Below are 15602 nucleotides of genomic sequence, written 5' to 3'. Positions count from 1 at the left end.
AGAATCAGAGGGGAAGAAGAGCAGGGTCTCCGCGACACCATGGCAGCGATCATGAGTGGGTATAGCTGACGGCTTCGCTCGCACCAGCAATCCCATACACGCCATATCGAATAGCGATAAGATCTTTGCCTCGTCCAACGGCAAAGGTTCCTTGTTCCGTACCGATGTGTCTGCCCTTCGCGTTATTGCCGCGACCGTGATCCCCGTGCGGAGGTGTAAACCGAGAATCTGACAGAGCGCCAACTCTTGGCCGCAGAGACTATGTGAACGGTTGAACGTCAGTCCCAGCCGAACCTGGGTGAACGGGGAGGGGAATCCACGAATCTCCGCTCATGATGCTTGCCATTCTGACACGCAGACATTGGTCCACCAACATTCAGGCAGCTGTGGGCGCCGCTGAGCCGTTCCGAGCTATGTCACCAGAGGTGCCCTCACAGAGTAGGTACAAGCCACGCCTTTATCTTGCTGAACTTTAGATGGTCAGCCACCGACGTGGAAGCCTTCGCACTCTTTTGGACAGCGTCCAGCCTTGACCTCACCTCCTCTGTCACCACCACGTCAGCCTGCCGCCCGACGGCCAATGCGCCTTCCAGTACCTCGAGCCGATGCTGGAAGCTCATGCGGCGTCTTAGGTGCTGGGAAATATAGACCTCCCGCTCCCACTCCACCTTCGCCTTATCAGCGCAAGCCAAGCGGGCGACGAACGGGAGCAGAGACTGCCGCTCGGCATCATCAGCCTCATCGTTCAGGAGCATCGCCAAGCGGCAGATCGGACGCGAGAAACACGCTGGCATGGTCTCGACAGCTCGCACCGGCTGGTACGGGAAACCGGCCGCCACGATCGCCGCCTCGTTGATACAGGTTCCGCCGTCCTTGCCGGGGAACGGGTGTGAGCCTCGTTTCAGCTTCCAGTTTAGGATGTGATCGAAAGTGTCCATGGCAGCCACTCCTGTGGCGCCCCCACCGCAGGATGGTGATCCCCTGATAGCTCATCTGTCAATTGTACGGGGATGCCAAGCCGAAGACCTTACCTTAAGGCCTAGGTGCTTAGCTGCAGGGGCGGCTCGACGCCCAGGAGCGTGATGGCGGAGGGCCTCGACATTCCATACCCAAACGGAGCCCAAACCCGATGGAGTGAACAACATTTTCCAGCGTAGCGACTACACCACATCTTGCAGAGAGGATGGCAGGGCAAGTCCGGCTTTACGCGCCCGGTTGAGTTGCTTCTTCACCGAAGAGGCCGACCATGTGAGACCCCCGCGCGGTGTCCGCTCCCGCATCCGCTCCAGTTGCGCGCCAATATCCCGCAGCGAGAGGCTCGGGTCAGTCATGGCGATACCGGCAATCAGCGTCATGAGGCGGTCCTCCGGGTTCTTGCGTGGGGCAGGGCGGAGGAGGGTAGGGTTAGCCATGTGCTGCGACACGAGCTTGCCCACAGCCCGTCGCAGCCGGGCCACAGTCCATGCTTGGCCTCCGTTGCTGAGCACGCGCACAACGTCCTCCCAGGGGTGCTGGGGGCGCATGCGCTGAACCGTCGGCATCCATCGGTCTGCGCTGGCGATCAGCTCATCAAGGTAGACTTTCTCCCGGGCGAGGGCGATCTTCCGGATCGCCTCCGGCCGGCGCTCGCGCATGCCCGGATTGCCCGGCTTCTTGCCTCGTGCCTTGGCAGCCATGATCCCGGCTCGCGTCCGCTCTGAGATCAGCGAGCGCTCAAGTTGGGCCACGGCGCCGAGCACCTGTAAGGAAAATATACCTTGAGGTGTCGAGGTGTCGATGGGATCGCGCAACGACCGGAAATGTGCCTTCCTGGCTTCCAAGGTCTCAATCACCTCCAAGAGGTGGCTCACCGAACGGGCCAGACGATCGAGGCGCACCACGACTAAGACCTCTCCCGGCTTGATCTCGCGGAGGAGCCGCGCCAGCGCCGGCCGAGCACGGCTTGCACCGGATCCGTGCTCCTGGTGGATCTCTGCACAGCCGGCAGCGCGCAGTTCATCGAGTTGGGCATCGTGCGCCTGATCCTCAGTGGACACGCGGGCGTAGCCAATTAGGCGCTTCTTGGAAGGGGAGGGGGCCATCTTTCTTCGCTGATCAAGTGAGGTCTGCGGAAAGCTCCAGTCGCGTAGCCGCCTGCCGCAGCCGACGATCCCGGGTCCAGAGCAGGGCCCCAGGGGTAAGTCTCACTGCTGCTAGAAGGTGCGCATCGACAAAGCCAATCCCAAGTCCGTAGAGTTGCTCTCGCTCAATCAGCATCATGACCTCATCATCGCTAGCAACGGTAGCCTGGGGCAGGTCGCGTAGGGACTCAAGCACAGTCCAGCGCTGGCGCAGACTGCCGAGGGCAAGCTCACCCGTGACGAAGGAATGCGCCAGTACGCGCCCCGTCCCGAGGAGATCTGCCAACACGGGTTCGCTGCTCTTCAGGTGGTCGATCCACACCGAGGTATCAACGATGATCACCGAGCATCCGCCTGACGGCGCGGGATAGGCTTAAGGTCAGGCTCGGTGCCGCCGAGGCGGGCCAGCCTTCGGGCACTCTCCCGCTCGATCAGAGCCTTCAATGCTTCGCGAACCAGGGCCGACTTCTCCTGCAGGCCAGTAAATGCCTGCGCCTTTGCGACAAGTTCGTCGTCCAGGGCAATCGTTGTCCTCACGCCTGTATCTCCATCTTAGGACATCTAAGATAGCATCAAACGATGCTGTTAGGAATGCCGCCACGATAATGCTGCTCGTTTCAAGAGCTAATCACCTCACCCACATCTGCTGGGGGCGAGATGTGTCTGCTCAACTCCCACCTACCAGATGCGATAGGGAGGCGATCAGGAATTTAAGCCCGCGCGAAATATCCGTTGAGTGCCAATTGTACACTTTAGCTTATCATGAGCAACTGATCGTTTGCAAACGTTTCTCAAGACATTCTGTTAACCAGCTACAGAGGGCAGGGCTTCCCCACAGCCGGAGAAAGTAGTTTGAAAACAAAGGCTTTAGCGGTTCGGCTGGCAACGAGAGGTTTACAGAGATGCCCGTGATCAGAGTTCTGAGAAGCAGCTCTCGATGCAGCCGAGCAATATGACGTTTATCCGGACATCAGACCGTAGCTATTCCCTAAATAACTTCCTCTGGTGTACTTACCTCTAACGCCGTCAAAGGCTTAGCCTTAAGCCGAAGCGTGACTTTGGGAAAAGCCAGGTTCGAAGACCTTGAGTGAGTGAAGCCTTGCTGGAATCCATGCTGCTCCTGCTGCCATGAACAGGGGAGGGCGGGAGACAGTGAGATGCCCGTTGGTCATCACGACCGCAGGAGCGAGAAGCGGACCCTCTCACGGCCAAGCTAAGGGGCAGTCCGTGACCCTGAAGAGACGTTCCGTAGTGGGCTTTTATAAAGGGAAGTCGGGCATCGCCCGCCCAGCCCCACCTCCAACTGCTTCAGCGTAACGCTCTATCATCTGATGACCTCCCATGATGACGCTCGCTGCATGAGCGGCCTCGGTGTATCCTCTCGGCAAGCTGCGGCCTCTCGGCGGGAGACGGGACGTGGATGTCGCGCAGTGGCTACGGAGCCTCGGGCTGGCGCAGTACGAGCAGGCGTTCCGCGACAATGCCGTGGATGCTAACATCCTGCCGCGGCTCACGGGCGAAGACCTGAAGGAGCTCGGCGTCCATGCGGTCGGCCACCGCCGAAAACTCCTCGATGCCATTTCACACCTCGATCGCTCGCTGGCTAATCCTGCCAACACGGGTGTGGAAGCGGAGCGGCGGCAACTGACGGTGATGTTCTGCGACCTCGTCGAGTCGACAACCATCGCAAGCACTCTGGATCCTGAGGAATACCGCGCCGTCCTCAGCGCTTATCATGAAGCCTGCTCTGGAACCGTTGCCGAGTGCGGGGGCTTTGTGGCGAAGTTCATGGGCGACGGGGTGCTCGCATATTTCGGCTATCCGCAGGCTCACGAGGATGATGCCGTCAGGGCTGTCCGCGCTGGTCTGGCCTTGGCCGAGGAGGTGGCCCGTGTCCCGGTTCCGCCCGGCGTGGAACCGTTGCGCGTCCGGGTCGGTATCGCCACGGGCTTGGTGGTGGTTGGGGACCTAATCGGTGCCGGTCCGTCTCAGGAACGGAGTGTGGTCGGAGAGACCCCCAACCTGGCCGCGCGGCTCCAGACCTTTGCGGCGCCGGGCGCGGTGGTCATCCCGCCGGCGACCCGGCGCCTGCTCGGCAGCGGTTTCAACCTCGCCGCTCTCGGTCCGCAGCACCTGAAGGGCTTTGCCGCTCCCATCGAGGCCTGGCAGGTGCTCGGCGCGCGCGCCGTGGAGAGCCGCTTTGAAGCCCAGAGGATCGGGGACACGCCCTTGATCGGGCGAACGGACGAGCTTCGGGTGCTCGCACAGAGGTGGAAGCGGGTCCGGGGTGGAGACGGGCAGGTGGCGTTGCTGTCCGGTGAGGCCGGGATTGGCAAATCGCGGGTCGCGCGCGAGTTCCGCGACCAAGTGCGGCCAGAGCCCCACACCGAGGTGCAGTGCCAGTGCTCGCCCTTTTTCAGCAATTCTCCCCTGCATCCCTTCGTGGAGCGGATCGAACGGGATGCCGGGTTCCGGCAAGACGATACGCCCGGCGAGCGGCTGGTGAAGCTGGAGATCCTCCTGGCCCAGGCGATGGACGACGTCCTGAGGTTTGCGCCTGTTTTCGCCGCGATGCTCTCGCTCCCCACACATGATCGATATGGGCCGTCGCCATACGATCCGAGGCAGCAGCGGGAACGGATGATGGAGGCGTTGATCAGATATCTGCTTGGTCTCGCCCGGCGGCAGTCACTCCTCTTGCTGATCGAGGACGTCCACTGGGCCGATCCGACGACCCTCGAGGTGTTGGACCGACTGGTCGGCCGCGCGGCTTCCGAGCGTGTCCTGGTGCTGATCACCGCCCGGCCGGAGTTCTCGCCCGGCTGGCTCGCGCGGTCGAACGTCACGGTGATCCCACTTGCCGGCCTGTTGCAGCGCCAGACTACGGAACTCGCCGAAGCCATTGCAGGCAGCACGGAACTGCCCGCGGACGTGTTCGGCCAGATCCTTGAGCGGACGGACGGCGTGCCGCTTTTCATCGAAGAGTTGACCAGGGCCATGCTGGAGCGCGAATCCGGCGCTGTCCCGGCCACGTTGCATGACAGCCTCATGGCGCGCTTGGACCGGGTCCCGGCCGCGAAGTCCGTGGCCCAGCAGGCCTCCGTGATTGGTCGCGAGTTCACCTATGACTTGCTGGCTGGCATCAACCCGCAGGGCGAACCCGGGCTCGGTGCAGCGCTTCGGCAGCTCATCTCGGCTGGGCTGGTCTCCATGCGTGGCACACCCCCCGAAGCACCCTACACGTTCAAGCACGCGCTGGTCCGCGACGCCGCTTACGAGAGCCTGCTCAAGAGCCGCCGGCAGGAGCTGCATGCACGAGTGGCGGAGGTCCTTGGGCGAGGCTACCCCGATGTGGTTGCCCGCCAACCCGAACTCGTCGCCCACCACCTGAGCGAGGCGCGCCTGCCAGAGCGGGCAGTCGTCTACTGGCAGCGTGCCGCGGATGCCGCCGCCCGCCGGCAGGCTCACCAGGAGGCGATCGCGCACTGCATGCGGGGTCTTGAGATGGCCGGTCTCATCGCCGACCCTGCGCTGCGCGACCGGCACGAACTGCGGTTGCAGGTGCGCCTGGGGAACTCGGCCACCAGCGCCAGGGGCTATTCGGCGCCTGAGGTTGGAAAGGCGCTGTATCGGGCACGCGACCTCTGCATGGCGTTGGGCGATGAGGGGCTGATGCACCCCATCCTGGTCGGGCTCTTCTTCTTCCATGTGAATAAGGCGGAGCTGCGCACGGCCGAGGGAATCGGCATCGAGCTCCTGGCGCTGGGGGAGGCCCGGAATGATCGCATTCTCCAGGTCGACGGCCACAAAACGCTGCTGAACGCACGCTACAAGCTCGGGAAGTTCGTGGAGGCGCAGGAGCACCTCGATCGAGGAATGCGCCTTTACGAGGAGGAGCCCTGGCCTGCGGCCCTGATCGAGCAGTACGACGATCCAGGACCGCACCTGCTGGTGATCGGCGGATGCGTGCTCTGGGTCCGTGGCTATCCGGACCGGGCCCGTCGGGCGGCGGCTGATGCCGTCGCTCTCGGCTATCGCGGCGGGCATCACCTGAGCACCGCCCATGCGGTCCACCTGTCGGGTCACTTGGCAGAGCTCATGGATGATTGGGGCGGCGTGCGCAAGGCCAACGAGGCGACCATGGCCCTTGCCACGGAGTGGGGCCTGTCCGGTCTGCGGAACCAGGTGGCCCTGCGTGAGCGCCTTGTGGCAGTGGCCCTGCACAATGACCCGGAGCAGATGGAGTACAAGCGCCGGCACCCACAGCCCGGCTTTGCACGCTCGCTGCACGACGGCGTGCTGGCGCGGGCCTATGGCCGCCGGGGGGCGCCTGAGGAGGGTTTGCAGGTCATCGAAGAATCCTTGGCCTGGGCTGAGGAAACGGGCAGCCAGTTCTTCGATGCCGAGTTGCACCGCATCCGCGCCGGACTGCTCCTGCACATGCAGCGCACAGACAAAGCCGAACAGAGCTATCGCAAGGCTCTGGAGGTCGCGCAGGAGCAGGGGGCACGGATGTGGGCGCTACGGGCCGCCTGCGATCTGGCGGAAATACTGCGCAATCACGGGCGGCAGGCAGAAGCCCGTGACCTCCTGACGCCCATCCATGGCTGGTTCACCGAGGAGTTCGACGATCTGCAAAGAGCGAGGGCGCTATTGGAGAGCCTGTCACGCCGTGCGTCATCAATCTGATGAAAGCCATGGGCCGTGTCCAGCCGGGCCGACCCCTACCATCTGCCGTGAAGGAGTCGTTTGGGCGAAACGTAGGGTTTATCGATGCGGGCGATCTGGTCCATTTCGGCTTGGCTGACGCGATACCCATGCAGCACAGGATCAAAGGCAAGGTTCTCCCACGGAAACACGTAGCAGCGCGTCCCGAAACCGAGGAAGCCACCCACGGCAACGTCGGCATAGACGAGGCGTCTGCCCTCCGCCTCCCGGTACAGCCGCTGAAGGACGCCGATCCGCCGGCCCTGAGGGTCAAAGATGGCTGTGCCACTGATCTGATCATCCCCGACAAGGGCGTTCGATAGGTTGGCTTGGTTCATCCTCGATTCCGTTCAATGGCTAAGGCTTGAGATGCTGAGCGAGGAAATCCTTCACCTGAGCCGCCGCCATCTCGGCGTTCTTGGGTTCTGACCTGAGCCATTCCGAGAACGTCGTCTTGTCAGGCATGGGCGAGTTGGGCTCGAAGTTCTTGAACAGATTGGGGGCCACCCTCTCTTCGGCGGGCGCTCCACCTGCGGACTGCTGCGCGGTGACCCGAGGACATCTCTCAGTGGCATCGGGAGCAGAGATCCCATTGATGACGAGGGTTGGAGCCGCCATGCGGGACTTCATGCCGCAAAGTGGGGAATAGACGAAGGCCACCGCGGCCTTGAACCGCTCAGGCTCGACGATGAAGGCAGTGGTGTCAGCAGGTGCCGGAATCCGCCAGACATCGCCGGTCTGGAAGCCCAGCAGGCCGACACGCTGCGGGTCCGCCCAGGGTTGCTTGGCGACATACGCGAGAGCCCCATAGGTATCGGCAACGCGGGAGGCGTCGAAGGTCGGGTCGGCGCAAGTGTCCTTGGTGCCACGGGGGCCGTAGCTATCCACCAGCACCACCGCATAGCCCCGGGACGTAAGGCGCTTGGTCCAGAATGCCTCGCGTGAGGTTTCAGCCAGGCTCCCTTGAGCGCCGAATTCGCTTGTCTTCACCTCAGGTGGCAAGCCACCGCAGTCATGCAGATAGATGACGACTGGATGCGGGCCGTTGCCGGGAGGCTTGACGACGTAGGCCTGGACCTCATCGCCGCGTGGAGGGGGGAAAGCCTCGCCCCGGGCCTGTGCACGCTTCTGCTGGAACTCGCTCACGGGTACGGCCGCACTCTCGAATCTCACGAGATCGGCGGCATCCGCCCGGGACACGCATAAGAGCCAACCTGCGGCGAGAAGGAAGAGCTGTCTCGGAAACATCGTACCCTCCCGAAGTGGGTGAGCATCGTCCGCCCCATCAATCGGCCAATATACCAGGGATGAGGCGGGAAATCCTGCCGCATGCGACAGCGAATGCCGCCCGATGCCCGAATGGGTTCGACTCTGGCTTTGAGCGGCGGGCCTCTTTCAAGCCGTCATGTTCCCAAGGCGCCGGCCGCCAATTCGCTTCCTTCGCCGGCTGTGGGCGACAGGACCCTCGCTCGGGAGTAGAATGACCGGAGTAGCGTGCCCCGACGCTCCGATGAGCGCCGCCAGCCCCTTGTGAGGGAGAGCGGCCTATGTCTCTCAAGCTTGGCCTCGTTGCGGTCCTGCTCTTCGTCGGCCTTGAGCCTCTCGCTGAAGCCCACGACATTTACACGCCTCTGAGGGACAAAGCCGGAAGGAACTGCTGCGATGACGGGGATTGTCGCCCTGCGCCCTACCGGGTGAGGCCAACCGGAGTGCAGATGTTCGTCGAGGGAAAGTGGATCTGGGTGCCGGACCACACGGTTCAGTATCGGACGCTACCTGGCGACACGGGTGAAACAGACGGGGGGCATTGGTGCGGGCGCTTTGAGAACGGGCCTGGCTACGACCTGGGCTATGTAACCTACTGTGCAATCCTTCCGCCGAACCCGACAGCGATTTCTGAGCCAGTGTTTGCCCTTCGTAAGGGTCACACCGGGACTGTTCCATAAAGGGCATTCTCGGGATCATGGTCCACGAGGCAAGTCAGATCTGGGCTTGCGACGGCGCCATTCTCAGTGATCGGGTTCCGGTTCGGAGCCATCCGCGGACCCGACCACGATGTCCTTGAGGAACTTCCGCCTGAAGACCTCGGCTATCACGTCGCCTGACGGAACGTGCGTGACGAAGGAAGCAGGGCCTCCAGCAACATCCTGACGGAAATTGTCGATTACGTCCGGATCGTTCCCCAGCACGACCCCGTTGATCGTGAACCCCAAGCCGAACGCGACATCCCGCGCGGCCAAGGGATCTTCATTCACGTTGTCGGGCCCGTTCCCGATGATGTTGATCACGGAGTGCGTGGACCGGAAGGGCGCGGCCAGGAGCATGGCTGACGCGGACGACAGGGCATGTGACAGGTCGGTGGGCCTGCCGAAGCGCCTCTCCACCCGACGTAGGGGGCAACGCAAGATGTGTTCCTGATTGAGCGCTAAGATAGAACGGATCGACAACTGATGGCGCGAGGACTGAAGCCCGATCCTATGCGTTAGGCAAGATCAACCTCGACGTGCATCGGTAACGCGTTCTTACCTCTCCCTAAACCTGTCCACAAAGCCCTCGGAGCAACGTCACCCGCTCGGGCAAATCTTCCGGGTAGCCGCATCCCTCCTGTCGACGCGTCCGCGGTGCAGTATGGCTCCTCAGACACCCGAACCGAGGCGTATTAGGCTGTCGGCTTGCTCGACACACCTGCGCGGAAGAGTATGTTCCTGCTACGTACTCCGTTAGCGCTCAATCAGGAGCAGATCTTGCGCTGGTCCCAGCAAGGGCGAGAGCCGCACACTCCGCCTCACTCCGGTGGTGGCAGGACGCTACAGCATGAGTTGTATGCATTTCCTGAATGCCGGCTTCGGCATGACTGGAAGCATCACCGTCGACTGAATCCATCGCGGCAAGCGAGGATTGAATGTGACGGGTGAGCTTGGGCTGGCACAGGCTTCACCTTGCCTGCATTTAGAGCGGGTAAAGCTCTCCGCCGCTGCCTACTGGCTACCCAAGCAGGCAGCATCATCCAGAGCCGCAGCCTCAGATTTAGGTTGATGATTGTTAGGCCGGAGCCGTCCCAGAACGCCATCGGCGCGGGCCTTCAGGTAGACATAAATGTCCGGAAGGTGACACATGACGTTCCTGTCCTCGCCCATGGCGCGCATGACCCGTTGCTGGGCTGGACCAACGGTACGCAGGCCATGAATGACGATGTGCCGGAAGGTTGCATAGTCCATTGTTTTCATGGGAGCTAACAGGGGCGGGGCAAACGTGCTGCCCTCGCCATCCGGGCCATGGCACATATGACACTGAGCGTGATAGCGGCGATAGCCGCTGAACGTAAACCAATCCACCTGTCCGTCCTGGGCAATGTGATAGGTCGGCTCGCCGTTGTCGGCATAGTATCGTCCACCCTCATCCCTGGTCGCTTGCCCAGCCGCATGGAAGGGGAACCAGCAGGCCATCAAGATGAGCGCGCCTGCGGCACACCATCTCTCTGTGTCCACTTTGCGCATGGTCACCCCATGTGACATTGTGGATCGGATGAGGACAACGGGCACATCATGGCCCGTCCGCCGCCACAGGAATGATCAGTGAGCCAAGCTGCTAAGCTGTGTGTCGTCGCGCACGAACACACGATCCTCAATGCGCTTGATCTCAATTTCCACGGCGCTTTGGCCGAAAGCTTGTGGCACCGACACAATCACTTTCTGACCAGACAGCAGGGTTGCGATGAACCGCACAGGTGTCGCCTCCTCACTGGAGGCCAGGGTCGCCACCACCTGATAGCCGTCCTTTTCGATAGTGTAGTAGGCACTGCCCACCACATTGGCGAGGTTGATGCTCAAGCCCTCAATCGGCGCGAGTTCAGAGGCGTGTGCAGAGCCTGTGATGCACCCAATGGCCAGAGCGGAAAGGAGCATAGCGGAGATACGCATGATAATCCTCCCATGGCCTTCGGGCATGACGTCCGCTTGATCCCTCCGGCCTACGTCAAACCCTATCTGCGTCGGCAGAAGAACGACGCAGCGGACGCGGCGGCGATCTGCGAGGCCGTTACACGGCCGTCGATGCGCTTCGTTCCGATCAAGACCCCGCAGCAGCAGAGCACCCTCATGCTGCATGGAGCCCGCGATCTCCTGATCGGGCAGAGAACCGCCCTGATTAATGCTCTGCGTGGCCACTTTGCAGAGCTGGGCATCGTGGTGGCGCAGGGCGCTCGCAACACGCGCCAGCTGATCGCTTATCTTCAGGACGAGACTACCCCGGATCTCCCCGCCACGGCTCGGATCGCACTCCAGCCTCCGGCAGCGATGCTGGTTGAGGTCGAGGCGCAGATTGCCAAGCTTGACAAGGCCATTCTGGCGGCCCACCGCAGCGATCCAGTCAGCACGAGGCTCGCCGGCATTCCGGGCATTGGCCCGATCGTGGCCTCCTGTCTCTCAGCCAGTGTTCCAGATCCCAGCCTGTTCCAGGGTGGTCGAGAGTTCGCCGCCTATCTCGGGCTCGTGCCCCGGCAGCATTCAACCGGCGGCAAGGCTCGGCTGGGCTCCATCTCCAAGATGGGCAACCGGCACCTGCGCAAGCTGCTCGTCGTGGGAGCGCACGCGGCGCTCTACAGCATGAAGTCCGGTAAGACCAGGACAGCCATAGCGGACTGGGCCCGAACTCTGCTGGCTAAGAAGCCGTTCAAGGTGGTGGCCGTTGCGCTGGCCAACAAGATCGCCCGGATCGCCTGGGCAGTCATGGCCAGAAGCACGGCTTACGAGCCTAGGAGCCAGGGAGCTGCCGCATCGGCGGCATCATCGACGACCCGTTGAGACCATTCGCCCTTCAGGGCAACCCAGTTGGCACGGTGATGATGAGATGATGTGAAGCCAAGCGGATATGGACCGCCGGAACTGGCAAACCCGTGGCATCGTCTTGCGTCAGCCAAGCGCGATAAGTTGAGAGGGACCAGATTCCAGCGCAAAACATCAGGGCCAGCGGTCATGCAGTACCGCGTTCAAAGGCCGGAGACATGACTGCACCCGCCCCGCTAGGCCCAAGTATCATCAATAAGCACATTGCCAAACGGGCGCCATCCAGACATGACGGTGCCACCGAGGCCGTGCGCCGCCTCGGCAAGAGAACTCGATGACCGGAGCGCATAATCCCTCCGAACATTAGGAGAGTGGGCGACTCATCACCGTGGCATTCGGTAGCAAGCTCATGGCAGCGGATCGTTCCGTTCCTTGTCCCAGGACAAGGAACGCCATCGCCAGACGGCCCATGCTGTCGGCCAGTGTTCCAATCGGGAGGATCCGTCCATGGGATCGGGATCACCTAAAGAGCCGACGCTACGTGCGCGGTCCTGGCCGAGAAGTCGATGGGTGGAGCGCCAGGCCAGCCTGTTCGGCCGGATGATGGAAAGAGTCGGTGCGCAACCCGGCGCGACGGCCCGGGAGAGGTTCGAGGGCGGATTCGCGGCTGCCTGCCGTCGGTGCCTGGCCTGCCCAAACGCGACTGACTGCGGGCGCTGGCTCGAGGGCGGGGGTGCCGGCGAGCCGCCGTCCTTCTGCGCGAATGCCGCTTTCCTGAACCGCGTGCGGGCATCGGGCACCGCCTGATCCGCCGGACTGCCGGAGGCTCATCATGGCCGGAGGATTGCGCATGCATGCCGCCAGGCTGGCGATTGCCTCCGGGCTCCTGACGGTCCTCGCCAGCGGGGTGTCCTTGTTCGGCGCCCAAGCGAACGGCGAAGGGGCCGCGGCGCCCCTCGGGGTCTGGTTCGATCTCGCGGTCGGCTTGGCGTGGGTGGTTACCGGAGCAGGGCTGGTGGCCCGGCGGGCATGGGCGGTTTGGTCTGCCAGCGTGGGCGCGCTGGCCACCGTCGCGGCCTTCGGGGCCCTCGGCTTTAACATTCTCCACGGCGGGCACTCGGAGACCCGCAGCATCGTGGCGATGATGCTGCGGACCTTGGTCTGGCAGGCGATCATGGTCGCCGCCTGGCGCGACACTTTGGAGGGATCCCGCCCCTGAACGTCAGCCATCACCCTCGAACCTCCTGGGATCGGTCATGCCCGGCGAAGATCCCCCGCAATCCACCCACCCAGTATCTCACGGCGTGCAGTATCTCCTGGTAGGCAAGTGCCTTCCCGACCCCATCTACGGTGCCAATGACGGGATCGCCATGACCCTGGCGGTGGTCTCCGGCGTGATCCGAGCGGCGATGCCGTCCGCCGTCATCCTCGTCCTGGCGTTCGCCAACCTTGTGACGGCCGGCTTCTTTATGGGCGACAGCAACGTCCTGTCACGCCGCTGGGACATGATAATGATACAATCCCAACGCTTGCCGCTGCGACCGCCACGGCATCGCGACCTTCCTTGGCTTCGTCATCGCGCACCCCGTTTCGTTACTCGCCTACCTGCTGCCCTGGTTCGGGGAAGAGCGCTTCGCGTCAGGGCTGGAGATGCTGCTCGTCGGCGCCCTGGCACCGGCTGTGGCTTACGGTATCGGCAATCGCGAAGCCAGGCTTACTGGCTGACGGACCATCCGACAGCACCGCATCGGAGACATGGCCCTGTGGTACGAACCTGCGTTGTGGGATGACGAAAAGGATAAGGCTCTTATCGCTGCGGTCCCATGAGGGCGAAGGCGTGCTCGGCGCAAAACACGTGGCCATGCAGGTTCGCGATCCACTGCCGGCCCGACGCCGTCACATTCAGGTAGCCGATCGCCTCGTCCAGGTGCGGCGAGACGCTGGTCCAGTAGAAGTCGGGATAGCGCTCGACCAAGTCGGCCGGCGAGGTGTAGCCGAGCTGGCGGTTGAGGCCGATCTCCTCGAATTCGTAGAAGAGCGCATTGGCCTTCTTCAGGTACAGGGGATCTCCGAGCTGGCCGATCAGGTCCGCGGCCTGCACCAGCCGCCCCTCGCGGTCCTCCGATACATCGGTGGTGGACTGGCACGCCGGGAAGCGGGTGAACTCGATCGCCCGCGCCACGCGCTCGGCATCGAGCGTCGGGGATGCTCCCAGCCGCTCCATGACGAAGAGCCCGGAGCGGTCGACATGGTAGGGTGTGAGCGCCGCGTCCGAGGCGCCACGGGGCAGGGCGACCGTTCGACCGTTCGCATCCACGACGAACCGATCCCGACCATCGCCCTTCAGGATGCCCCTGACGTAGCCGATGTCGTGCAGCAGGCAGGCGACGATCAGATGCGAGAAGTCCTCCGGCTCCAGGCGCTCGGTCAGCATGCGACCGCGGAGGATGTCGCGTCCCACCTGTGTGACGAGGAAGGTATGCTCGACGTTGTGATAGAGAGCGTCGCTCTTGCCGAGGCATTCCAGCGCCACCCGCGCGATGCCATCGAGCCGCTCGGCTTCGTCCCGGTGCGCGGACCCGAACAGCCGCCGGAAGTCGCCGGCGAGATGCTTGCCGAGCTCATCCGCCATGATCGCGGGCATCGTCATCATGCTAGCCTCCGTCCGGCGACCAAGACCGAAGCCTTCGCAGAGCTGCGACAGGGCAAGTCCATGCATCTTCCCCGAAACGCATCGGGCGTCCAATGATCGGCCGAAGTCAACCGATAACCGTGATAGTCGGTTTCAGGGGATGCATCATTGATCCAACGCAAGACCGGGCCGTCCAGATCGTCACCGATTGCGGGGAACCAAGCAGAGCGGTATGCTGAGGCATCGTAGACCTGCTCTCGGTTAATCGCATGGGGAGCCTCGGGATCACCGACGCGGAACTGTCTGCGCTTGCAGACGAGGCCCTTGCGCTTGCTAAGAGGTACTGGACGGGCCTTGACGCTCGTCCGACCTATCCCGCCTCTAGCGCGGAGGAAACCAAGAGGCATTTTGCGCGACCGTGGACCGACGAGGGGCGCGGTCGTGAAGTGCTGTCCGACTTCCAAGCCATGGCCGACCATGCGCGGCCGTCCAGCGCACGCTTCTTCGGATATGTTGTCGGCTCGAATGAGCCGATCGGGGTTCTCGGCGAGTGGCTGGCAGCAGTTCTCAACCAGAATGTCACCTCCTGGCGCTCAGCTCCGGCTGCCACGACGGTTGAGCGTACCGTCGTCGGTTGGCTCGCGGATGCGGTCGGCTGCCCCGGCTTCACTGGGAGTCTCTGCGGCGGCGGCTCATCTGCCAACCTCATGGCGCTGGCTATGGCGCGCGAGGCGAAGTTCCCGGCGAACGAGACCGGCGCACAGCCGTGCGTGGTGTATGCCTCCGAGCAGGCTTGCAATTACCCATAGATTTGCGCTCCGATCCTGACGCCGAGTTCGATATCCATCAGGCGCGAAAGTCCTCTCCACATGACGGTACTGCCGGGTGGAGGGTCATGCCCACGCGCGAGGTAGCCGCCCATTCGAGCGATCTTGGTCAGGTAATGCGAGAGTGTCTTGCTCCGCCGCAACTCCTGGCCCTTGTCTCTCACCAACTCGTCGAGCAGGTCGATTTCCAGCCCCGTCAGGGCCAGATATGGCGGCACGTCCGGAACGACGCGGTTGAGCATCGTCATCCAGAAGATGCGCCAGCTCAGGATGCAGTAGATGCTGAGCAGGTTCACCAGCCGCTCGGCTGTTCGCAGCTTGGTCTCCTCCGCCCGGCAGCCGGATTTCAGGATCTTGTGGAACAGCTCGATAGTCCGAATGCAAATGACAAAAGCGGGTAGCTTTGCCATTTGAGCTGGTTGGAATGGCATAGCGGATTTCGACCTCTCCGTCGGTGACGATCACCCGCACCACCAGCCACTCGATGAGCTGCCGTTTCTGCTCCCACGTCGCCTGCGCGAGCCCTTCCTGC

18 protein-coding genes are annotated in these 15602 nt (G+C 62.9%); 7 read left to right on the top strand and 11 right to left on the bottom strand.

All coding sequences use genetic code 11. The features are described 5' to 3' along the window. Positions 1–431: 431 nt before the first annotated feature. From NF876_RS31395 to NF876_RS31380, 4 genes are all read right to left on the bottom strand, one after another. On the bottom strand, positions 432–938 hold the full coding sequence (locus NF876_RS31395; protein ID WP_262272121.1) for a hypothetical protein: 507 nt from the start codon (positions 936–938) through the stop codon (positions 432–434). A 222-nt stretch (positions 939–1160) separates the two neighbouring features. Beyond that, positions 1161–2081: a recombinase family protein gene (locus NF876_RS31390; protein ID WP_262272120.1), complete on the bottom strand. Its 921-nt coding sequence runs from the start codon at positions 2079–2081 to the stop codon at positions 1161–1163. Between the two features lie 13 nt (positions 2082–2094). Continuing rightward, a complete protein-coding gene (locus tag NF876_RS31385) occupies positions 2095–2463 on the bottom strand; it encodes a type II toxin-antitoxin system VapC family toxin (RefSeq protein ID WP_262272119.1) in 369 nt (122 codons plus the stop codon). Further along, positions 2460–2657, bottom strand: coding sequence for a type II toxin-antitoxin system VapB family antitoxin (locus NF876_RS31380; RefSeq protein ID WP_262272118.1), 198 nt, complete (start codon positions 2655–2657; stop codon positions 2460–2462). Before NF876_RS31380 ends, NF876_RS31385 begins: the two co-directional genes overlap by 4 nt. 879 nt (positions 2658–3536) lie before the next feature. Here NF876_RS31380 and NF876_RS31375 point away from each other — a divergent pair. Next, a complete protein-coding gene (locus tag NF876_RS31375) occupies positions 3537–6809 on the top strand; it encodes an adenylate/guanylate cyclase domain-containing protein (RefSeq protein ID WP_262272117.1) in 3273 nt (1090 codons plus the stop codon). A gap of 35 nt (positions 6810–6844) precedes the next feature. Here the strand turns inward: NF876_RS31375 and NF876_RS31370 are convergent, their stop codons facing one another. Further along, positions 6845–7165: a PRC-barrel domain-containing protein gene (locus NF876_RS31370; RefSeq protein WP_262272116.1), complete on the bottom strand. Its 321-nt coding sequence runs from the start codon at positions 7163–7165 to the stop codon at positions 6845–6847. A gap of 19 nt (positions 7166–7184) precedes the next feature. Next, positions 7185–8075, bottom strand: coding sequence for a dienelactone hydrolase family protein (locus NF876_RS31365; RefSeq protein ID WP_262272115.1), 891 nt, complete (start codon positions 8073–8075; stop codon positions 7185–7187). 299 nt (positions 8076–8374) lie between these two features. On the opposite strand from NF876_RS31365, the gene NF876_RS31360 reads away from it, so the two are divergent. Continuing rightward, on the top strand, positions 8375–8773 hold the full coding sequence (locus NF876_RS31360) for a hypothetical protein (protein WP_262272114.1): 399 nt from the start codon (positions 8375–8377) through the stop codon (positions 8771–8773). A 63-nt stretch (positions 8774–8836) separates the two neighbouring features. Here the strand turns inward: NF876_RS31360 and NF876_RS31355 are convergent, their stop codons facing one another. From NF876_RS31355 to NF876_RS31345, 3 genes are all read right to left on the bottom strand, one after another. Then, a complete protein-coding gene (locus NF876_RS31355; RefSeq protein ID WP_262272113.1) occupies positions 8837–9232 on the bottom strand; it encodes a DUF1194 domain-containing protein in 396 nt (131 codons plus the stop codon). Positions 9233–9805: 573 nt separating this feature from the next. Continuing rightward, positions 9806–10324 carry a c-type cytochrome, methanol metabolism-related gene (locus NF876_RS31350; protein ID WP_262272112.1) on the bottom strand — a complete coding sequence of 173 codons (519 nt, stop codon included), beginning with the start codon at positions 10322–10324 and terminating at the stop codon, positions 9806–9808. A 75-nt stretch (positions 10325–10399) separates the two neighbouring features. Next, the gene (locus tag NF876_RS31345; protein ID WP_262272135.1) at positions 10400–10747 is read right to left on the bottom strand and encodes a hypothetical protein; all 348 of its coding nucleotides are present in this window, start codon (positions 10745–10747) and stop codon (positions 10400–10402) included. Here NF876_RS31345 and NF876_RS31340 point away from each other — a divergent pair. From NF876_RS31340 to NF876_RS43615, 4 genes are all read left to right on the top strand, one after another. Continuing rightward, the gene (locus NF876_RS31340) at positions 10637–11629 is read left to right on the top strand and encodes an IS110 family RNA-guided transposase (protein WP_262272134.1); all 993 of its coding nucleotides are present in this window, start codon (positions 10637–10639) and stop codon (positions 11627–11629) included. The two genes, NF876_RS31345 and NF876_RS31340, sit on opposite strands and share 111 nt — an antisense overlap. Before the next feature lie 489 nt (positions 11630–12118). Then, positions 12119–12418 (top strand): DUF6455 family protein, encoded by a 300-nt coding sequence (locus NF876_RS43620; RefSeq protein ID WP_373696749.1) that lies wholly within the window; start codon positions 12119–12121, stop codon positions 12416–12418. Positions 12419–12443: 25 nt separating this feature from the next. Continuing rightward, complete coding sequence (locus NF876_RS31335; RefSeq protein ID WP_262272111.1) at positions 12444–12830, top strand: hypothetical protein; 387 nt, start codon at positions 12444–12446, stop codon at positions 12828–12830. 37 nt (positions 12831–12867) lie between these two features. Continuing rightward, a complete protein-coding gene (locus tag NF876_RS43615; RefSeq protein ID WP_373696748.1) occupies positions 12868–13401 on the top strand; it encodes a VIT1/CCC1 transporter family protein in 534 nt (177 codons plus the stop codon). Positions 13402–13418: 17 nt separating this feature from the next. On the opposite strand, the gene NF876_RS31330 is transcribed toward NF876_RS43615, so the two are convergent. Next, on the bottom strand, positions 13419–14264 hold the full coding sequence (locus NF876_RS31330) for an HD domain-containing protein (protein ID WP_262272110.1): 846 nt from the start codon (positions 14262–14264) through the stop codon (positions 13419–13421). Between the two features lie 248 nt (positions 14265–14512). Between NF876_RS31330 and NF876_RS31325 the strand changes: the two genes are divergently transcribed. Beyond that, positions 14513–15052, top strand: a complete 540-nt coding sequence (locus NF876_RS31325) for a pyridoxal-dependent decarboxylase (RefSeq protein ID WP_262272109.1) — start codon at positions 14513–14515, stop codon at positions 15050–15052. On the opposite strand, the gene NF876_RS31320 is transcribed toward NF876_RS31325, so the two are convergent. Next, the gene (locus tag NF876_RS31320; protein WP_262272108.1) at positions 15043–15480 is read right to left on the bottom strand and encodes a hypothetical protein; all 438 of its coding nucleotides are present in this window, start codon (positions 15478–15480) and stop codon (positions 15043–15045) included. The genes NF876_RS31325 and NF876_RS31320 overlap by 10 nt on opposite strands. Positions 15481–15602 lie beyond the last annotated feature (122 nt).

Source organism: Microvirga yunnanensis (assembly GCF_025460875.1).
The sequence above is the reverse complement of the archived record's forward strand: the minus strand, read 5'-3'. Positions and strand labels throughout refer to the sequence as shown.

Bases quoted from the DNA above. Each gene is read 5' to 3' on its own strand.
- NF876_RS31360 (WP_262272114.1), top strand. From the start codon at position 8,375: ATGTCTCTCAAGCTTGGCCTCGTTGCGGTCCTGCTCTTCGTCGGCCTT.
- NF876_RS31325 (WP_262272109.1), top strand. From the start codon at position 14,513: ATGGGGAGCCTCGGGATCACCGACGCGGAACTGTCTGCGCTTGCAGAC.
- NF876_RS31320 (WP_262272108.1), bottom strand. From the start codon at position 15,480: ATGGCAAAGCTACCCGCTTTTGTCATTTGCATTCGGACTATCGAGCTG.
- NF876_RS31330 (WP_262272110.1), bottom strand. From the start codon at position 14,264: ATGATGACGATGCCCGCGATCATGGCGGATGAGCTCGGCAAGCATCTC.
- NF876_RS31350 (WP_262272112.1), bottom strand. From the start codon at position 10,324: ATGCGCAAAGTGGACACAGAGAGATGGTGTGCCGCAGGCGCGCTCATC.
- NF876_RS31335 (WP_262272111.1), top strand. From the start codon at position 12,444: ATGGCCGGAGGATTGCGCATGCATGCCGCCAGGCTGGCGATTGCCTCC.
- NF876_RS31390 (WP_262272120.1), bottom strand. From the start codon at position 2,081: ATGGCCCCCTCCCCTTCCAAGAAGCGCCTAATTGGCTACGCCCGCGTG.
- NF876_RS31370 (WP_262272116.1), bottom strand. From the start codon at position 7,165: ATGAACCAAGCCAACCTATCGAACGCCCTTGTCGGGGATGATCAGATC.
- NF876_RS43620 (WP_373696749.1), top strand. From the start codon at position 12,119: ATGGGATCGGGATCACCTAAAGAGCCGACGCTACGTGCGCGGTCCTGG.
- NF876_RS31395 (WP_262272121.1), bottom strand. From the start codon at position 938: ATGGACACTTTCGATCACATCCTAAACTGGAAGCTGAAACGAGGCTCA.
- NF876_RS31365 (WP_262272115.1), bottom strand. From the start codon at position 8,075: ATGTTTCCGAGACAGCTCTTCCTTCTCGCCGCAGGTTGGCTCTTATGC.
- NF876_RS43615 (WP_373696748.1), top strand. From the start codon at position 12,868: ATGCCCGGCGAAGATCCCCCGCAATCCACCCACCCAGTATCTCACGGC.
- NF876_RS31345 (WP_262272135.1), bottom strand. From the start codon at position 10,747: ATGCGTATCTCCGCTATGCTCCTTTCCGCTCTGGCCATTGGGTGCATC.